The 15,179-nt window shown below is 52.8% G+C and carries 15 protein-coding genes and 1 tRNA gene; 5 read left to right on the top strand and 11 right to left on the bottom strand.

Translation table 11 applies throughout. From position 1 onward, the window contains the following. Positions 1-3 precede the first annotated feature (3 nt). From MCACP_RS04755 to MCACP_RS04735, 5 genes are all read right to left on the bottom strand, one after another. Positions 4-810 carry a DUF116 domain-containing protein gene (locus MCACP_RS04755; RefSeq protein ID WP_406678234.1) on the bottom strand — a complete coding sequence of 269 codons (807 nt, stop codon included), beginning with the start codon at positions 808-810 and terminating at the stop codon, positions 4-6. Beyond that, entirely contained in the window at positions 801-1,736 is a 936-nt protein-coding gene (gene fmt / locus MCACP_RS04750) for a methionyl-tRNA formyltransferase (protein ID WP_406678233.1), read from the bottom strand. The genes MCACP_RS04755 and fmt overlap by 10 nt, the downstream gene beginning before the upstream one ends. Before the next feature lie 2 nt (positions 1,737-1,738). Next, the gene (gene def, locus MCACP_RS04745; protein WP_406678232.1) at positions 1,739-2,206 is read right to left on the bottom strand and encodes a peptide deformylase; all 468 of its coding nucleotides are present in this window, start codon (positions 2,204-2,206) and stop codon (positions 1,739-1,741) included. 19 nt (positions 2,207-2,225) lie between these two features. Beyond that, on the bottom strand, positions 2,226-4,667 hold the full coding sequence (priA, locus tag MCACP_RS04740; RefSeq protein WP_406678231.1) for a replication restart helicase PriA: 2,442 nt from the start codon (positions 4,665-4,667) through the stop codon (positions 2,226-2,228). Between the two features lie 149 nt (positions 4,668-4,816). Next, on the bottom strand, positions 4,817-6,193 hold the full coding sequence (locus tag MCACP_RS04735) for an FAD-binding oxidoreductase (protein WP_406678229.1): 1,377 nt from the start codon (positions 6,191-6,193) through the stop codon (positions 4,817-4,819). Between the two features lie 241 nt (positions 6,194-6,434). Here MCACP_RS04735 and MCACP_RS04730 point away from each other — a divergent pair, with 241 nt between their 5' ends. Both MCACP_RS04730 and MCACP_RS04725 read left to right on the top strand, forming a co-directional pair. Next, on the top strand, positions 6,435-6,788 hold the full coding sequence (locus MCACP_RS04730) for a hypothetical protein (RefSeq protein WP_406678228.1): 354 nt from the start codon (positions 6,435-6,437) through the stop codon (positions 6,786-6,788). 373 nt (positions 6,789-7,161) lie between these two features. After that, positions 7,162-8,850 carry an IS1634 family transposase gene (locus tag MCACP_RS04725; RefSeq protein ID WP_406678227.1) on the top strand — a complete coding sequence of 563 codons (1,689 nt, stop codon included), beginning with the start codon at positions 7,162-7,164 and terminating at the stop codon, positions 8,848-8,850. A 337-nt stretch (positions 8,851-9,187) separates the two neighbouring features. On the opposite strand, the gene MCACP_RS04720 is transcribed toward MCACP_RS04725, so the two are convergent. Then, a complete protein-coding gene (locus tag MCACP_RS04720) occupies positions 9,188-9,913 on the bottom strand; it encodes a coiled-coil domain-containing protein (RefSeq protein ID WP_406678226.1) in 726 nt (241 codons plus the stop codon). A gap of 541 nt (positions 9,914-10,454) precedes the next feature. On the opposite strand from MCACP_RS04720, the gene MCACP_RS04715 reads away from it, so the two are divergent. The 3 genes from MCACP_RS04715 to MCACP_RS04705 all read left to right on the top strand — a co-directional run bounded on the left by MCACP_RS04715 (position 10,455) and on the right by MCACP_RS04705 (position 11,686). Further along, positions 10,455-10,745 (top strand): UPF0175 family protein, encoded by a 291-nt coding sequence (locus MCACP_RS04715; RefSeq protein WP_013821654.1) that lies wholly within the window; start codon positions 10,455-10,457, stop codon positions 10,743-10,745. Next, on the top strand, positions 10,729-11,211 hold the full coding sequence (locus tag MCACP_RS04710; protein ID WP_027357318.1) for a DUF3368 domain-containing protein: 483 nt from the start codon (positions 10,729-10,731) through the stop codon (positions 11,209-11,211). Before MCACP_RS04715 ends, MCACP_RS04710 begins: the two co-directional genes overlap by 17 nt. Positions 11,212-11,410: 199 nt before the next feature. After that, positions 11,411-11,686: a tyrosine-type recombinase/integrase gene (locus MCACP_RS04705; protein ID WP_406678681.1), complete on the top strand. Its 276-nt coding sequence runs from the start codon at positions 11,411-11,413 to the stop codon at positions 11,684-11,686. A gap of 69 nt (positions 11,687-11,755) precedes the next feature. Here the strand turns inward: MCACP_RS04705 and MCACP_RS04700 are convergent. The 5 genes from MCACP_RS04700 to rpoZ all read right to left on the bottom strand — a co-directional run bounded on the left by MCACP_RS04700 (position 11,756) and on the right by rpoZ (position 15,158). Continuing rightward, a tRNA-Thr gene (locus tag MCACP_RS04700) sits at positions 11,756-11,830 on the bottom strand. A 102-nt stretch (positions 11,831-11,932) separates the two neighbouring features. After that, on the bottom strand, positions 11,933-12,493 hold the full coding sequence (locus MCACP_RS04695; RefSeq protein WP_406678225.1) for a YdcF family protein: 561 nt from the start codon (positions 12,491-12,493) through the stop codon (positions 11,933-11,935). A gap of 40 nt (positions 12,494-12,533) precedes the next feature. Continuing rightward, positions 12,534-13,721: a methionine adenosyltransferase gene (gene metK, locus MCACP_RS04690; RefSeq protein WP_406678224.1), complete on the bottom strand. Its 1,188-nt coding sequence runs from the start codon at positions 13,719-13,721 to the stop codon at positions 12,534-12,536. Between the two features lie 4 nt (positions 13,722-13,725). Further along, on the bottom strand, positions 13,726-14,958 hold the full coding sequence (gene coaBC / locus MCACP_RS04685; RefSeq protein WP_406678223.1) for a bifunctional phosphopantothenoylcysteine decarboxylase/phosphopantothenate--cysteine ligase CoaBC: 1,233 nt from the start codon (positions 14,956-14,958) through the stop codon (positions 13,726-13,728). Next, on the bottom strand, positions 14,955-15,158 hold the full coding sequence (rpoZ, locus tag MCACP_RS04680) for a DNA-directed RNA polymerase subunit omega (RefSeq protein ID WP_141264187.1): 204 nt from the start codon (positions 15,156-15,158) through the stop codon (positions 14,955-14,957). The genes coaBC and rpoZ overlap by 4 nt, the downstream gene beginning before the upstream one ends. Between the last annotated feature and the right edge of the window lie 21 nt (positions 15,159-15,179).

Raw genomic sequence — 15,179 nt, 5'->3', positions numbered from 1 at the left:
CCTCTACACACCGCTGCCGACACCACAGCCTTCACTGCGTACCTGTGGCTGGCTGACTGTTTTGCCGTACAGGAAAAACTGAATGGCTTGCTCTACCTGGCTTAAATTAACCTGGGTATTGAGACAGGGGCCGTGGGGCCTCAAGTTTACTATCCCCAGTACAGGCAATGGCTGGGTGTCCTGGATGCCGCTGGTTAAATCGCGCTCGCAGGCAATGGCTACCACCGCCCGGGGGCGGTACTGTTTGACAAAGTGCCGGGCCAGGGTACCTCCGGTCGCCACGGCCAGGCGGACACCATATCTTTCAGCCAGGGCATGGAGGGAATCAATGGGGCAGCGGCCACAGCGGCGGCAATTATAGACGTCTATAGTGATTTTATGAGGGCAACCGCTCCATTGCAGGCAATGGGGCGCCAGGAGGAGGATTTTCCCGGGTTCGATCAGGAGACCCTGCAGGCGTACTAGCTGATTGTTCATCTCAATAAACGAGGCTTTAATGGTATCCGCCTTTACCCCCAGGCGCTTACCCAGGGCCAGGGCCACAGGAAAAAGGGCGTTGACGGCTATCAAACCCAGACGCTGGAAAAAGGGGAGGCTGCGCTCCTGCCAGAGAATCCATACCAGCCCGCCAATCCCCAGGGCGATGATAAGGAAAAGAACAGCCAGGGCAAAAATTCCCAGGACCAGGAGAATGCGATTGAGGATACCGGTATGGTTAACCAGGAGATACCAGCTGCCTGCCAGCACGGCAGTTATAAATAAAAGGCTCAGGGCCAGTAAACCGATAAAAAGGCGCTTTTTTATACGCATCCCAGCACCTCCCCCGTAGCCAGGGGATAGCCCCGCAGGTAGGCATCTGCCGGCATAATCCTTTTGCCCTGGGGCTGGACGGCAGTAATGAGAAGCCTGCCTCTACCCGCCTGGACGACAAAACCTTCACCCGTTACCGCCACCACCTGGCCCGGCACCCCGGTGGCTGCCGCATCTAAAATCCTGGCACCATACACCTTCAGGCGTTCACCGGCCCGCAGGGTGTAGGCCCCCGGCCAGGGGTTCAAGCCGCGGATAAGGTTATAGATATTATCTGCCGGCTGCGCCCAGTTAATCATCTCTTCTTCCGGTTTCAGGGGGGGCGCGTAAGTGGCCAGGGCTTCATCCTGGGGCTGCCGAGGAGCCTGCCCGGCGGCCACCAGATCCAGGGTATGTTCCAGAAGTTCTGCACCCATGACGGCCAGCCGGTCGTGGATTTCCCCGGTGGTAGCATCCGGTCCAATGGGTAGCTTCTCCTGGAGGATAATGTCACCGGCGTCTAATTGGGGTACCATCCACATGGTGGTTACGCCGGTTTCTGTTTCACCGTTCATTACCGCCCGGTGGATGGGGGCTGCCCCCCGGTAGCGGGGTAAAAGGGAAGCGTGCAGGTTGATACAACCCTTCGATGGCAGGTCCAAAATCTCCCGCGGTAGGATACGGCCAAAGGCAACGACCACAATGACTTCGGGCTGCCACTGCTTGAGCCTGGTTAAGAATTCTTTCTCTTTCATGGCTATCGGTTGGCTTACCGGTAGCCCCGCAACTGCCGCCGCCTCCTTAACCGGTGGCGGCTGGAGTTTTTTCCCCCGGCCCCGGGGGCGGTCTGGCTGGGTAACCACCCCGGTGATTTCATGACTGGAATTAAGCAGGGCTTTCAGGGAGGGGACCGCAAATTCGGGCGTACCCATAAAAACCAGGCGCATGTTTATCGCTCCTCAGGATTATTTTCCAGCCAGCGCACGACTTTATCGATAAAAAGCACTCCGTCCAGGTGGTCAATCTCGTGCTGCAGGGCACGCGCCAGAAGGCCTTCCGCTTTGATTTCCCTCTCCCGGCCATGGCGGTCGAGGCCCCGCACGGTTACGGCGGCCGCCCGTGGTACTTCCCCCTGGGACCCGGGGACGCTCAGACACCCTTCCGGGCCTACATCCTTTCCCCTGGCCGCTATTATTTCCGGATTAATCAGCTCTATCAGCCCTTCCCCCACATCAACGACAATAACCCGTTTTAAGACCCCAATCTGGGGGGCCGCCAGGCCCACCCCGGGAGCATCGTACATGGTATCGGCCAGGTCATCCAGGAGTTTCCAGATATTAGGAGTAATCTTTTTTACCGCCTGCGACTTTTCCCGCAAGATGGGATCAGGGTGGATTAAAATCTGGTGAATTGCCAACCTCTTTGCCTCCTGCCTTTTACCAGGGATTAATGGGTCCTACATCTACGATTATACGGACATTATGGCGGTTGCGGTATGCCGCCAGGGTTTCAGCCAGGCGGCCTTTATAACGCGACCAGCCGGGCACCTTGAGCATCAGCTGCCAGCGGTAATGATCCTTGACCCGGGACGGGTACCCCGGAGCCGGACCCAGGACCTGGATCTTGCCGCCTTTACTGTTAATTAATCCGGCCACCTCATGGGCGGTTTCAATAACCACGGCTTCGTCCGGCCCGGTAAAACCCAGGCGTACCAATTTAATAAAGGGAGGATAGTTTAAGCTGCGGCGCATAGCTATCTCCTGTTCGTAAAACTTATGATAATCCTGGGTCGCGGCCAGGGTAATGGCCGGGTCGTGGGGATTATAAGTTTGAATAATGACTTCCCCTATGGCGGTCCGGCGGCCAGCCCGGCCGGCTACCTGGGTTAACAGCTGGAAGGTACGTTCCCGAGCGCGAAAGTCCGGCTGGTACAGGGATAAATCAGCGTTAACCACACCCACCAGGGTAACACCAGGAAAATCCATACCTTTGGTAATGGTCTGCGTACCGATAAGGATATCGGCCTGGCCGTCAGCAAAGGTGCGGTAAATCTTTTCCCACTGGCCCTTTCTGGCTGTAGTATCCCCATCGGCCCGTAAGATTCTGGCCCCGGGCCATAAAGCTCGCGCTTCTTCTTCCACCCGCTGGGTGCCGGAACCTAAACGTACCATGGTACCACCGCATACCGGGCAACTGGCTCCCGCCTTTTCCACGTAGCCGCAATAATGGCAGCGCAGGGTACCGTCCCGGTGATAGGTCAGGGCCACGGCACAGTGCCTGCATAAAGGAACGTGGCCGCAGTGGCGGCAAAGGATATGGTGGGCATAGCCCCGGCGGTTTAAAAAGAGAATGGCCTGCTGTCCCGCTGCCAGGGCGGCAGTTATCCCTTGCTCCAGCCGCCGGCTTAAAATACCCTGATGGCCGGCCCGGAATTCGGCCCGCAAATCAACTATTTCCACCCGGGGCAGGCTTACATTCCCCGCCCGCCGGGGAAGCTGTAACAACTGTATTTTCCCCTGCCGGGCCAGGTAAAATATCTCAGTACTGGGGGTGGCACTCCCCAGAACCACCACCGCTCCTTCCAACTGCCCCCGCTTGATGGCGACCTCGCGCGCGTCATAGCGGGGCGCGGTATCTTGCTTGTAACTGCCGGCGTGTTCTTCATCAACGATGATGAGCCCCAGCCGCGGCAGGGGGGTAAAAAGGGCCGACCGGCTACCGGTGACAACCTGAATTTCCCCCCGGCGGGCCTGCTCCCAAACGGTTGCCCTTTCGCCGGCAGCCAGTTCTCCGTGAACAACGGCCACCTTCTCCCCCAGCCTTTGCCTTATCCGGGTCACCATCTGGGGGATCAGGGAATGTTCCGGAACCAGGAACAAGACCTGGTAACCCTTTGCCAGGGCCCCTGCGGCACAGCGCAAATAAACCTCGGTTTTGCCGCTACCGGTAACACCGTGGAGTAAAAATGTTCCCCCCCGTCCCAGGGCGGCATTGATAATCCCCGCGGCTTCTTCCTGAGCCGCATTAAGTTTGATTTGAGGATATGTCTCCTTCTTATCCCCGGGTGGTGACGGGGTAATTTCAATTAAACCTTGTTCTTCCAGGCGCTTGAGAGCGGCATATCCCCCGCCGGCAGCAAGGCTGGCAACCGGCCGGGGGCCGCCGTCGAGGAGGTCCTTCAGGATGGCCGCCTGGCGCGGCGCTTTTTTTATCAGAGCTTCTATTGCCGCTGCCGCTCCTTCCCCGGGTACTACCCAGCGGATCCTCCTCTCACGGGGTGCCCCGCGCCAGGACCACTCTTCCCGGATCAGGCCGTGGGATTTTAAAGCGGTTAAAGCTCTGCTAAGCTCCTGCCGGCGGCCAAACTGCTGTAACTGGCCTTCCCCGGCTACCCTGCGGCTGGCCAGGTAGGCGGACACGGCTCCGGCCGGCGCGGGCAGGCAATTAGCCAGGTTCAACGCCTCTTCCGTTTCGCCTCCCGGGGCTGGTAGCCAGCACCACCGGCGCTCTAAGCGCCGGCCTGTCGCCGGCGGCAGGAGGGCATTGATAGCCGCATCCAGGGGACAGAAATAACGCTCGGCCAGGTAGCGGCCAAGTTCTATCATCCCCGGCGGCAGAAAATCCCTTTCCAGGACAGCCTTGATAGCCTTTAACCTGGTAGTACGGTCCGCTTTATCAGGCAGGGCTACTACCACTCCTGTGGCCAGATGCTTGCCCACCGTAACCAGGACCAGGGAGCCTTCTTTTACCTGGGAAGACAGCTCCGGCGACACCTGGTAGGTTAGCGTTCCAACGTTATTTTCCATCCTCGCCCAGCATGGAGGCCGGGTGTAAACAGGGGCCGAGCTGACGGCTACTTCTACCAGCAAATTCGCCAACTCGACCCCCTCCTGGTTAACTGATCCACCGCAAACATTATAGCAGATTTGTCCCCGTTGGTGAATGGATGATTTAGAGCGTGGCTTTCTCCCATTCAAACCTCCTGCAGTTGTCCGGGTAAAACATGATTTAACGGGCGCTGAACCTGTCACCCGGAGAAAATCTTGTGGGGGTTCAAGATGTTTTTCGGGTCCAGTGACCTCTTAATATCCCGCATGACCTGGTAGCCGGACTCTCCCAGTTCTGTCATAAGAAAAGGTGCCTTGAGAAGGCCGATGCCGTGTTCTCCCGAAAGGGTTCCCCCCAGTTCTAAAGCGGCCTGGAAGATTTCGGCAATAGCCTTTTCCACCCGCTGCATTTCTCCGGCATCCCTGCTGTCGCAGGCTATGTTGGGGTGGAGGTTGCCGTCACCGGCATGGCCAAAAATGACCAGGTCAATCTGGTATTTTTCCCGAATTTGTCCCAGCCTCCGGATCATAGCCGGCACCTGGCTGCGGGGGACAGTGGCATCCTCAGCAATTTTGGTGGGTTTAATCCTGGTTATGGCCGGGGAAACAGCCCGTCGCGCCCGCCATAATTCTCCTGCTTCCCGGGCATTGGCGGCCAATCTGATTTGGGCAGCTCCTACTTCTTTTAGAACCGCTACCACCTTTTCAGCGTCCCTCTGAGCCTGCTCCCTGTCTCCATCAGTCTCGATAAGGAGCACGGCTGCTGCTTCCCGGGGTAAACCGCACGGGCTGAACTGTTCTACAATGGCGATGGATATGCTGTCCATAATCTCCAGGGTCCTCGGAATTATCCCGGCGCCAAGGATAGCGTTTACTGCTTCACCTGTCTGCACCAGGTCTTTAAAGGCTGCCAGGATGGTTTTGACAGCCGGGGGCTTGGGTATAAGGCGCAGGGTAATTTTGGTGATAACTCCCAGGGTCCCTTCCGAGCCGGCAAACAACCGGCAAAGGTCATAGCCGGTGACGTTTTTGACGGTCCGGCCACCCGGACGGATTACCCGGCCGTCGGCCAGTACCACTTCCAGGCCCAGAATGTAGTCCCTGGTGACGCCATACTTGAGGGCACGGGGCCCCCCGGCGCACTCGGCAACGTTGCCACCCAGGGTGCAAACTTCTGCGCTGCCGGGATCCGGGGGATAGAAAAGCCCCCTATCTTCTACCGCCCGGTGCAGTTCAGCGGTAATTACCCCCGGACCTGCTACGGCCAGCATGTCCTCGGGATTAATCTCATAAATGGTGTTCATAGCCGTCATTACCAGGGCTATACCCCCACCCCGCGGCACCGACCCGCCGCTCAAGCCCGTGCCGGCGCCGCGGGGGTGGACCGGGATCCCCTCCCGGTAAGCAAATTCCAGGACCCTGGCCACCTGTTCGGTACTGTCCGGTTTAACCACGACATCCGGCCTGCAGGTCACAAAGGTACCATCGTAAGAGTAACAAAGGAGGTCTTCCGGTGACGCCTGCACCCGGTCCTTCCCGACAATCCTTGCCAGCTCTCGCTGTAGGGAAGCCTGCAAATCTATCGCCTCTTAAACCAATTTCCTTTCTGTTTAAGGTTAGTTCGGCACCAGGCCATGTTTTTCCTGCTCCCACGGTTTTACCTGTGCATTACGAACTTCGATGACCTGGTAAGGGATGACTCTGATTACCTGTTCCCAGCTTCTGGCACACCCGGCTTAACATATTTGGCTTAATATGGAACCTTTTCCGTATGAAGCCATATTATATTATCAAAGAATAAAAGGAGGAGTGATCCCCATGTCGCAAGATGCTGAGCTGAACACAATTTTTGACAAGATTAAATATGGTTCATCCGATAAGGACCCAGCATTGGAAGGGCTGGAGACCGCCCTCAACGAAATGCAACTCAACGGCGACAAAAAAATTGGCATTGAGTTCGAGTGTGGAGATTGTTGCAAAAAAGTTATAAACGGATCTAAATTATTTTTCGTCTTTAATTTTGCAGTTCTGCTTCCAGCTCCTGGCGATTGCCTCTTCATGAAGGTTTTCAGCGGTGGTCAACTCGTTGATAAACAGATCATGAGGAAAATCATAATTCCTGTAGGACGTATTTGCGCTATTGAAATTGAACCGGTGCAAGTGGACCCCTAACTTGAATACCATGACCATGGGTATCACTTAGCATTGCAAACACACCAAAGGCTGTTGACAAATAGTGGGTCAACAGCCTTTTTTCATGGCAAATAGAACCTGCCGCTGCGAAGACTTAAGATGAAGCTTACCCCGGCAGAAGTTTTGTTACACAAACCAAATACTCAGGCATGTGAACATGTGGTGGGATCCGGGCCGACAGTTGCCGGCCGCAAGATCGGGGTAATGAAACCCATCTTCCGCACCCTGTGAGCAACCCAAAAATAATTTTTACAGGGTGCAGAAGGAAATAAAAGTAGAGAGAATCTTCTAACCAGGAATTTCTAATTGAGTATAGAATCATTCCTCTAAGAGAATTATGGAGGAATGTTCGATGCCTGTAGCAATCGATAATATGCGCTTCTTCCGGGCCGGTCCTGCAGCTCTTATCGCCAGGCTGTGTGACGTCCTGAAGATAGCAGAAATCATAGATGCCGTAGTTGACTGGGATCCGGTTCAGTGTCATCTTTCTCCGGGCATCCGAATTAAGGCGCTAATCATTAATCTTCTGGTGGAACGGAAGGCCCTCTATCATGTGGAGCGCTTTTATGAGAACCAGGACCTGGAGGTTTTGTTTGGAGCTGAGCAACAGGTCCGGCCTGAAGATTTTAACGATGATGCCCTGGGCCGGGCCCTGGATAAACTCTTCGCCAGCGGCCAGCTGAAGAAGTTGTTCTCCAGCATTGCTTTAACTGCCGCCGCCACCCACAACGTGCCCATTGAAGGCATCCATGTGGATACCACCTCTATATCCGTGCATGGCGCCTATGAGGGCGAAGGAGATTTAGACATCACCTTCGGTTTTAGCAAAGATCATCGCCCCAACCTCAAACAATTTCTCATCGGCTTGACCGTAAACAAAGATGGGTTACCCATTTTGGGTCAAAGTCTGGGCGGCAATACCAGTGATAAATCCTGGTACCCTGAGGTTATTGAAGAATTGGTCCAAACATTGAGCCCGGCAAAGCTTAAAGAGGTCATTTTCGTGGCGGACTGCGCCCTGGTAACTAAGGATAACCTGGCTCTTTTGATGCAGGAGGAAGATAACAAACCCGCCCTCCAGTTTATCTCCCTGTTACCGGAGAACTTCGGCCTTAACGAAGAGATTAAGGCCGAAGCCTTCCGAACCGGCACCTGGCAGGAGATCGGAAAACTGAGTTCAAAGAAAGATGCTGCCTACTATAAAAGCCAGAGCTTTGTCCGGGAAATAGGCGGCCATGACTTTCGTTTAATCGTGGTCCACTCCACAACCCTGGATAAACGCAAAGAGAATAGTCTCTTGAAAAAGTGGGCCAAGCAAAGAGAAGTTCTGGAAAAGGCCGCCCAAGCTCTTTCCCGGCGCCCTTTCGCCTGTGAGGCCGACGCCAAAAAAGCCATAGAACTCTTCTTGAGGGAATACCGCCACCAACCTTTCATCCTAAAGGGCACAGTTGATGAAGAAATAGCGAGCAGCTACGTCCGACGTGGGCGGCCCAAAAAAGGAGAGCAGCCCCAGAACACAGTCGTTTACCATGCCCATATTAGAATAGAGGAAGACCGGGAAGCAATGGCCCATGAAAAAGACCTGGCTTCCACCTTTGTCCTCATTACCAATCTCATGGATACCAAAGCTTACCCCGACCGGGCGGTGCTCAAGGAGTATAAGGAACAGAACGCTGTTGAGAGGCAGTTCCGTTTCTTAAAACAGCCGGTCCTCCTGGGGCCCATCTTCCTTAAGAACAAGAACCGGGTAGAAGCCATGTCGTTTGTTTTCCAGCTAGCCCTTCTGGTGGCAGCTTACCTGGAGTATCGGGTAAGAAAAAATCTGGAGCAAGAGGAGTCCCCCTTAATCCTGCCGGGGAAACGTAAGAGTACTAACCCTACAGCACGGGCACTCCTGGAGATGTTTGATTATCTCCTGGTAGTTAAACAGGGTTCGGACCGGGCGTTAATCAACTATCACGGGTCGGAGGTGATTAGAGCCCTTGAACTTGCTGGTTTCGGCAAGGAAATTTACCTTTTCCCACCCCGCGGTGGTGGGTAGGAGTATTTTTTAGTGCTCCAAGTAAACATTGGTAATTATATCCAAAGGTGCGGAATGTGGGATGAAAAAGAAGGGCAACGATTAGGAAAACGGCCTCCGGGGCAATCCTCGGAGACCTTGATATTCCTGGAGCTGATGGAGGGATTCGAACCCTCGACCTGCGCATTACGAGGCCATACCGGTTAATTTCAGCTTTAGTTAAACAGTATCAATAACGACTATTTAATCTAATAAAATCAAGTCCTCTAGCGTTCGGGGGTTATATTTTATTTTATTAAATATCATTAAGTATAAAGCAAGATGTTGTCAATTTGAGGTCAATAGCAAAACTAAAATACTAAATCATATAAGAATAATCATCATCCCCTTTACGATATTTTATATATATTGCATTAAGCTTTTCATTAAGTAATTTGATCTCTTCAGTTGTTAAGTCATCAACTTGCTTCTCTTTTTCAACAATTTCTTTGAAAATATCTAAATCAGTTTTGTCCATTCGTTCTAAAAATGGACCTTTCTTGCTACCTAACAAACGAAGAAAATCAAGAAATCTATTAATTTGTAAATACCTTTCTCTAGTATATCGCATCTTTTCTATACGTGATGCAAACTGTTCAAGTTCCTCTATTTTACTTTGAATCAGTTCAATGTTTTTTTCATATATAGCCATTTTTTCCCTGAAATCTGCAGTAGCTAAAATTTCATTGATTTTCTCCTCTGCTTTTGATATTTCAGCTTCTTTGTTTATTAAACTTGTAATAAGGTCATTAGAAGCCCTTATGTTTTGCTCCAGCTTTTTCCTATTTAATTCTAATTTTTTATAAGTCAACGACCATCCATATGTTAACAATGTAACAAAAATCGCTGCGAGAGCTAAAATCCAATTAACTATGCTATTAAGTATAATTATTTTGTCGTTCTTTGTTTCTAGTAGAGCCTCATAAACTTGTTCTAATTTAGGGGTAGTTAATGTATCAGTTGCTGCATTAGTTACAATAGGTATACTAAAAAAAATAAATAAAGAAACTAATATCAAATATAGTCGTTTATTATATTTATGCATGAGATACCCCCCTACAATACTACAATAAAACAAGCTAAGTTTATCTTTAGTGCAATAGTAATTAGTGAAGTAAAATCAATATAATTTTCTCTCATATGAGACTACCACACCATATATAATTAAATCTACTCCTTTTACCAACTTAGGCTCATATTCGAAAAGGTTTTCTGGTACCAGTAAATTCGGAATTAATTCCAGTATAAGGTCTTCTCCAGGGCAATAAGCCCTTCCATGCCCTCAACTGGCCTGCCAACCACAGGTACCGGTCGAGTTCCCGGGTGGTCATGGGAAAATCCGGGGCATCCTTCAACGCTGAAATACCCGCCGCAAACTGCTCATACGAGAGCCCTTCCCTGCCCTTCTCATTCAAATGGTATGTGAGCATCTTAACCGCATACGAGTCGTAAATCGGGAATTGATTCTGTTACAGATTTTTTCAAGGTGACAATATCACAGATGGATTATAATAAACATAAAGTTGAGGACGTATATCTCTTATGGTATGATTTTACTAAAGTTGGTATTACCGGGAGGCGATAAAATGCCGGACCAAACTATAAGGATTGATCTCGAGTTGCCAAAAGAACTGTTCATCAAAGGCCGGGAATCGGCTCAACGGGTAAAAATGGAGGCCTTGAAGAGGCTGGCGGCAACCTTTTACGCAGATGGGAGTTTATCCCTTGGCAAAGCGGCGGAACTGGCCAACGTTTCCAAACAGGAATTCCTCGATTTCTTGGCCGCACATAACATTCCTCTCAACTATGATCTCGACGAGCTAGAGGAAGACTTGGCGACAGTTAAGGAGTTTTTGCAAAATGAAAGTGGTCTCTAACTCGACACCACTTATTGCTTTAGCCCGGATTAAGCAAGTAAACCTCCTGCATGCCGTATTTGGACGAATTATTATTCCTCAAGGTGTATACAATGAAGTGGTACTACAGGGAACTGAACTTCCCGGTGTGAAAGAAATCAGAGAAGCTACCTGGATCGAGACCCTCCAAGTACAAAACGCTCTGGCGGTTTCCTTACTTAGAACCGACCTTGATCGGGGAGAAGCGGAAGCCATCGTTTTAGCCAAGGAAGTTAAGGCGGATTATCTTTTAGTTGATGAGAAAAAAGCCCGACGTATCGCCAGAAACTCGGGCTTAAGGATTATGGGTACCTTAGGCGTTGTGGCGCTTGGTGTAAAAAAGGGGTTATTGCCTGCTATTGACCCAATCCTCGATAGCCTGGAACAGAATGGGTTCCGCTTTAGCGAAAGGGTAAGAACAAAAATTAAGGAAGAAATTAGGAAATAAACTGACGGCGGAAACTTATACCAGACCCTTCACCAGTGGGCTTACGGTGGGAGGATATTGACCTTCAGAACGGACTTTTGACAGTCCAGAGGACGCTTGAAACGGCAAAAGGGAAGTTCCAATTCGTTCCGCCGAAAACTAAAACCTCTAAGCGAACAAATTCACTGCCGCCATCCGTCGTTGAAGTACTTTTAAACCAATCCTTAAAAAAGCAGGGCTACCGGATATTCGCTTTCATGACATAAGACACACCCAAGCAACCCTGCTTATAAAGCGCGGTGAAGACATAAAGATGGTGAGCCAGCGTTTGGGCCACAGCGACGTAGCTTTTACAAACAGGGTTTATAACCATGTAATGCCCAATGTCGAACGCAAGGCCATGCTCCGTTTCGACGAATTGCTCCAAGGAAGCTGGCAAAAAAATAGGACAGGATATGTCCCTGTCCGCTCCTTACGGCTCGTGACCAAACGGTGACCAATAACCATTTCCTTCCAACTTAGTCACCGCTTCGCGTCTTGAAAGCCGCACCATTATTAACTTTTTTGGAGCTGATGGAGGGATTCGAACCCTCGACCTGCGCATTACGAGTGCGCTGCTCTACCACTGAGCCACATCAGCATTTATCACAGGTGATATTATAACACCGCCAAGCCGGGAAATCAATACTGCATCCCTTTTACACACGCTCTCCGGCCGGATACCAGCACAGGCGCTTCTTCCTCAGACAATCAATCTTACCAGATTTGCAAGTACCTCCCGCAACACAAGCGGTGGTCGAAACATGGCCGTCCTGTGGACCCCGGCGCCAGAAGCCTCTATGCCCAGCCGCCGGGCTTCGGTGATTGCCCGCAGCAAGTGGTAATCGTGGGTGACAATAATGGCTTTCTGCCACCCGTACCTGAGCATGATTTTTCTGGCCTCGTCGAGGTTCTCTCTGGTATTACGTGATTTAACTTCTTCATGGACTACTTCAGGGGGTACGCCGCGGGCGATCAGGGTTAAGCGGGCGGCGGTACCCTCGGGGGTTGGATTCAAGGTACCGGTACCGCCCGTCGTTATTATCGCCGGCGCATATCCCCTGTGAAAGAGATCTTCGGCCAGGGAAATCCGTTCCAGCAAAGCCGGGCTGGGACCATTCTGCCAAACGGCGGCACCCAGCACGATGATCACATCGGCACTTCCGGCCTCTAAGTTTCGCCCATACCACTCAATGTAACCGTACATCAACCCTGTAATTATAATAACTACCAAAAATGCAGTAATGATTATCCTTTTAAGCATTGACGGACCTGCTCCCGGTGAACAAGGCCGGGGACCGTGGCTATAGCCCGGCAGCCTCCCGCAGGGCTTCTACCTTGTCCAGGCGTTCCCAGGGCAGGTCCAGATCAGGCCGGCCGAAGTGGCCGTAGACTGATACCTGCTTGTAGATAGGCCGGCGTAAATCCAGGTCGCGGATAATGGCCCCAGGGCGCAGATCGAAGTGAGACTGGATCAATTCCACCAGCCGCTCGTCGCTGATCCTGCCTGTTCCATAGGTTTCCACACTGATGGATACCGGCCGGGCCACACCGATGGCATAAGCCACCTGTACCTCGCAGCGTTCGGCCAGTCCGGCTGCCACCACATTTTTGGCTACATAGCGGGCGGCATAGGCAGCCGAGCGGTCCACCTTGGTGGGATCCTTGCCGGAAAGGGCGCCGCCGCCGTGGCGGGCCATGCCACCGTAGGTATCGACAATAATCTTGCGGCCGGTAAGGCCCGTATCGCCCTGGGGACCGCCGATGACAAAGCGTCCCGTGGGATTAATGAAGTATCTCGTCCGGTTATCCAGCATCTCTGCCGGGATTACCGGTTTGATGACGGTTTCCAGGACGTCGTCCCTTAAGGCGGCCATATCGATATCAGGTCGGTGCTGGGTAGAAATAACAACCGTATCCACCCTTACCGGCCGGCCGTCTTCATACTCCACCGTCACCTGGGCCTTGCCGTCCGGCCGTAAATAGGGCAGGATCCTTTCTTTGCGCACCTCAGCCAGCCGGCGTGTTAGTTTATGGGCCAGGGCGATGGGCATGGGCATATACTCCGGTGTCTCCAGGGTAGCATAGCCAAACATCATCCCCTGGTCGCCGGCACCAAGAGTCTCCAGCTCATCCCTGGCCACCCCCTCCTTTTTCTCCCAGGCTTCATTCACGCCCATGGCAATATCCGGCGACTGCTCATCAATGGAGGTAATCACGGCACAGGTATCGCAGTCAAAGCCAAATTTCGCTCTGGTGTAGCCAATCTCGCGGATGGTTTCCCGGGCCACCCGTGGTATATCCACATAGCAATCAGTGGTTATCTGCCCGGCCACCAGGACCAGGCCGGTACTGACCAGGCACTCACAGGCCACCCTGGCCAGGGGATCCTTTTCATAAATGGCATCCAGGACGGCGTCGGCAATACGGTCGGCTATTTTATCAGGATGCCCTTCTGTTACCGATTCGGAAGTAAATAACTTGCGTGCCATTTCTTCATTCCTCCCTTTCCGGCCCTGTTCTCCTTCCCTGAAAGCGTGGCAGGGTTTTGACGGCATCAAGGATGCGGTGGGCCACTTCCATCTTGGGCAGCTGCGGTAATTCTTGTTTGCCACCGTCAGGAAAAAGCAGAGTGACAATATTTGTTTCGCTGCCAAATCCTGCCCCGGGCCGGGTAACATCATTGGCTACGATTAAATCTAACTGCTTGTCCTGGAGCTTTTGCCTGGCGTTCGCCAGCAGGTCCTCAGTTTCCGCGGCAAAACCGACCAGGATTTGCCTTTCTTTCATCCTGCTTAAAGAAGACAGGATATCGACCGTCGGTTCCAGCTCAAGGGTTAATTTCCTTTTAGACCCTTTTTTGATCTTCTGCGCCGCTTGAGCCGCCGGCCGGAAATCGGCAACCGCGGCGGCCTTGAGGACTATATCGGCTCCCTTAAAACGCTCCTCCACGGCGGCCAGCATTTCGTCCGCCGTCTGCACCCGCACTACTTCTACCTCAGGCGGTGGGGGCAGCGGGCTGGCAGTGATCAGCGTCACCCTGGCACCCCGCTCCCAGGCTGCCCGGGCCAGGGCATAGCCCATCTTACCGGAACTGTAATTACCTATGTACCTTACCGGGTCCAGGGGTTCCCTGGTACCGCCGGCAGTCACCAGTACTGCCAGGTCCTGGTAATCACGGGGCGCCAGGGCTCGCCGGCAGGCCGCGACAATACGCTCTAAACTGGCCAGTCGCCCTTTTCCCGTGGTACCGCAGGCCAGGAAGCCTTCCTCGGGTTCAATAATGCCCCAGCCGCGCCGTTTTAATGTTGCCAGGTTTTCCTGCACGGCGGCATTGGCATACATATTGACATTCATGGCCGGAGCCACCAGGGTGGGACAGTTCACGGCCAGGGCCGTTGTACTCAAAAGATCATCGGCCAGGCCGGCGGCCAGCTTGGCCAGGATGTTGGCCGTCGCCGGGGCGACGAGAAAAAGATCCGCTTTGTTGGCCAGATCAATATGGGTCAAGGGGCCCTCGCTTCCGGCCCCGAAAATTGCCGTCAGGGCCGGTTGCCCCGTCAGGGTGCTGAAGGTCAGGGGGCTGATAAACTCCCTAGCCCCTGCCGTCATAATCACCCGTACGGTAGCTCCTTCCTGAACCAAAAGCCGGCAGAGCTCGGCTGCCTTGTAGGCGGCAATGCCGCCGCAGACTCCCAGAAGGATGGTTTTCCCCTCTAAAAACTTCACGCTTTCTTTTTACCCCATTCGTATTTTATTTTGCCCTCAGCAATTTCCATGAGGGCTACCGTTACCGGCTTGGTCCCCTTGGGGTACAAATCGGCAAATTGTCCTTCTGTCAGCGACCGCGCCCTCTTGGCGGCCAGGACCGCCAGGGCGTATTTGCTGCCAACTCGCTTTTCCAGTTTATCCAGGGATGGCTGTTTCAATATTCCTTCCTCCTGAAAAGA

Origin of the sequence: Neomoorella carbonis (assembly GCF_045278715.1) — a bacterium.
Classification (GTDB): Bacteria; Bacillota; DSM-521; order Neomoorellales; family Neomoorellaceae; genus Neomoorella; species Neomoorella carbonis.
Note: the sequence above shows the minus strand (reverse complement) of the source record. Positions and strands in the feature narration are given on the sequence as shown.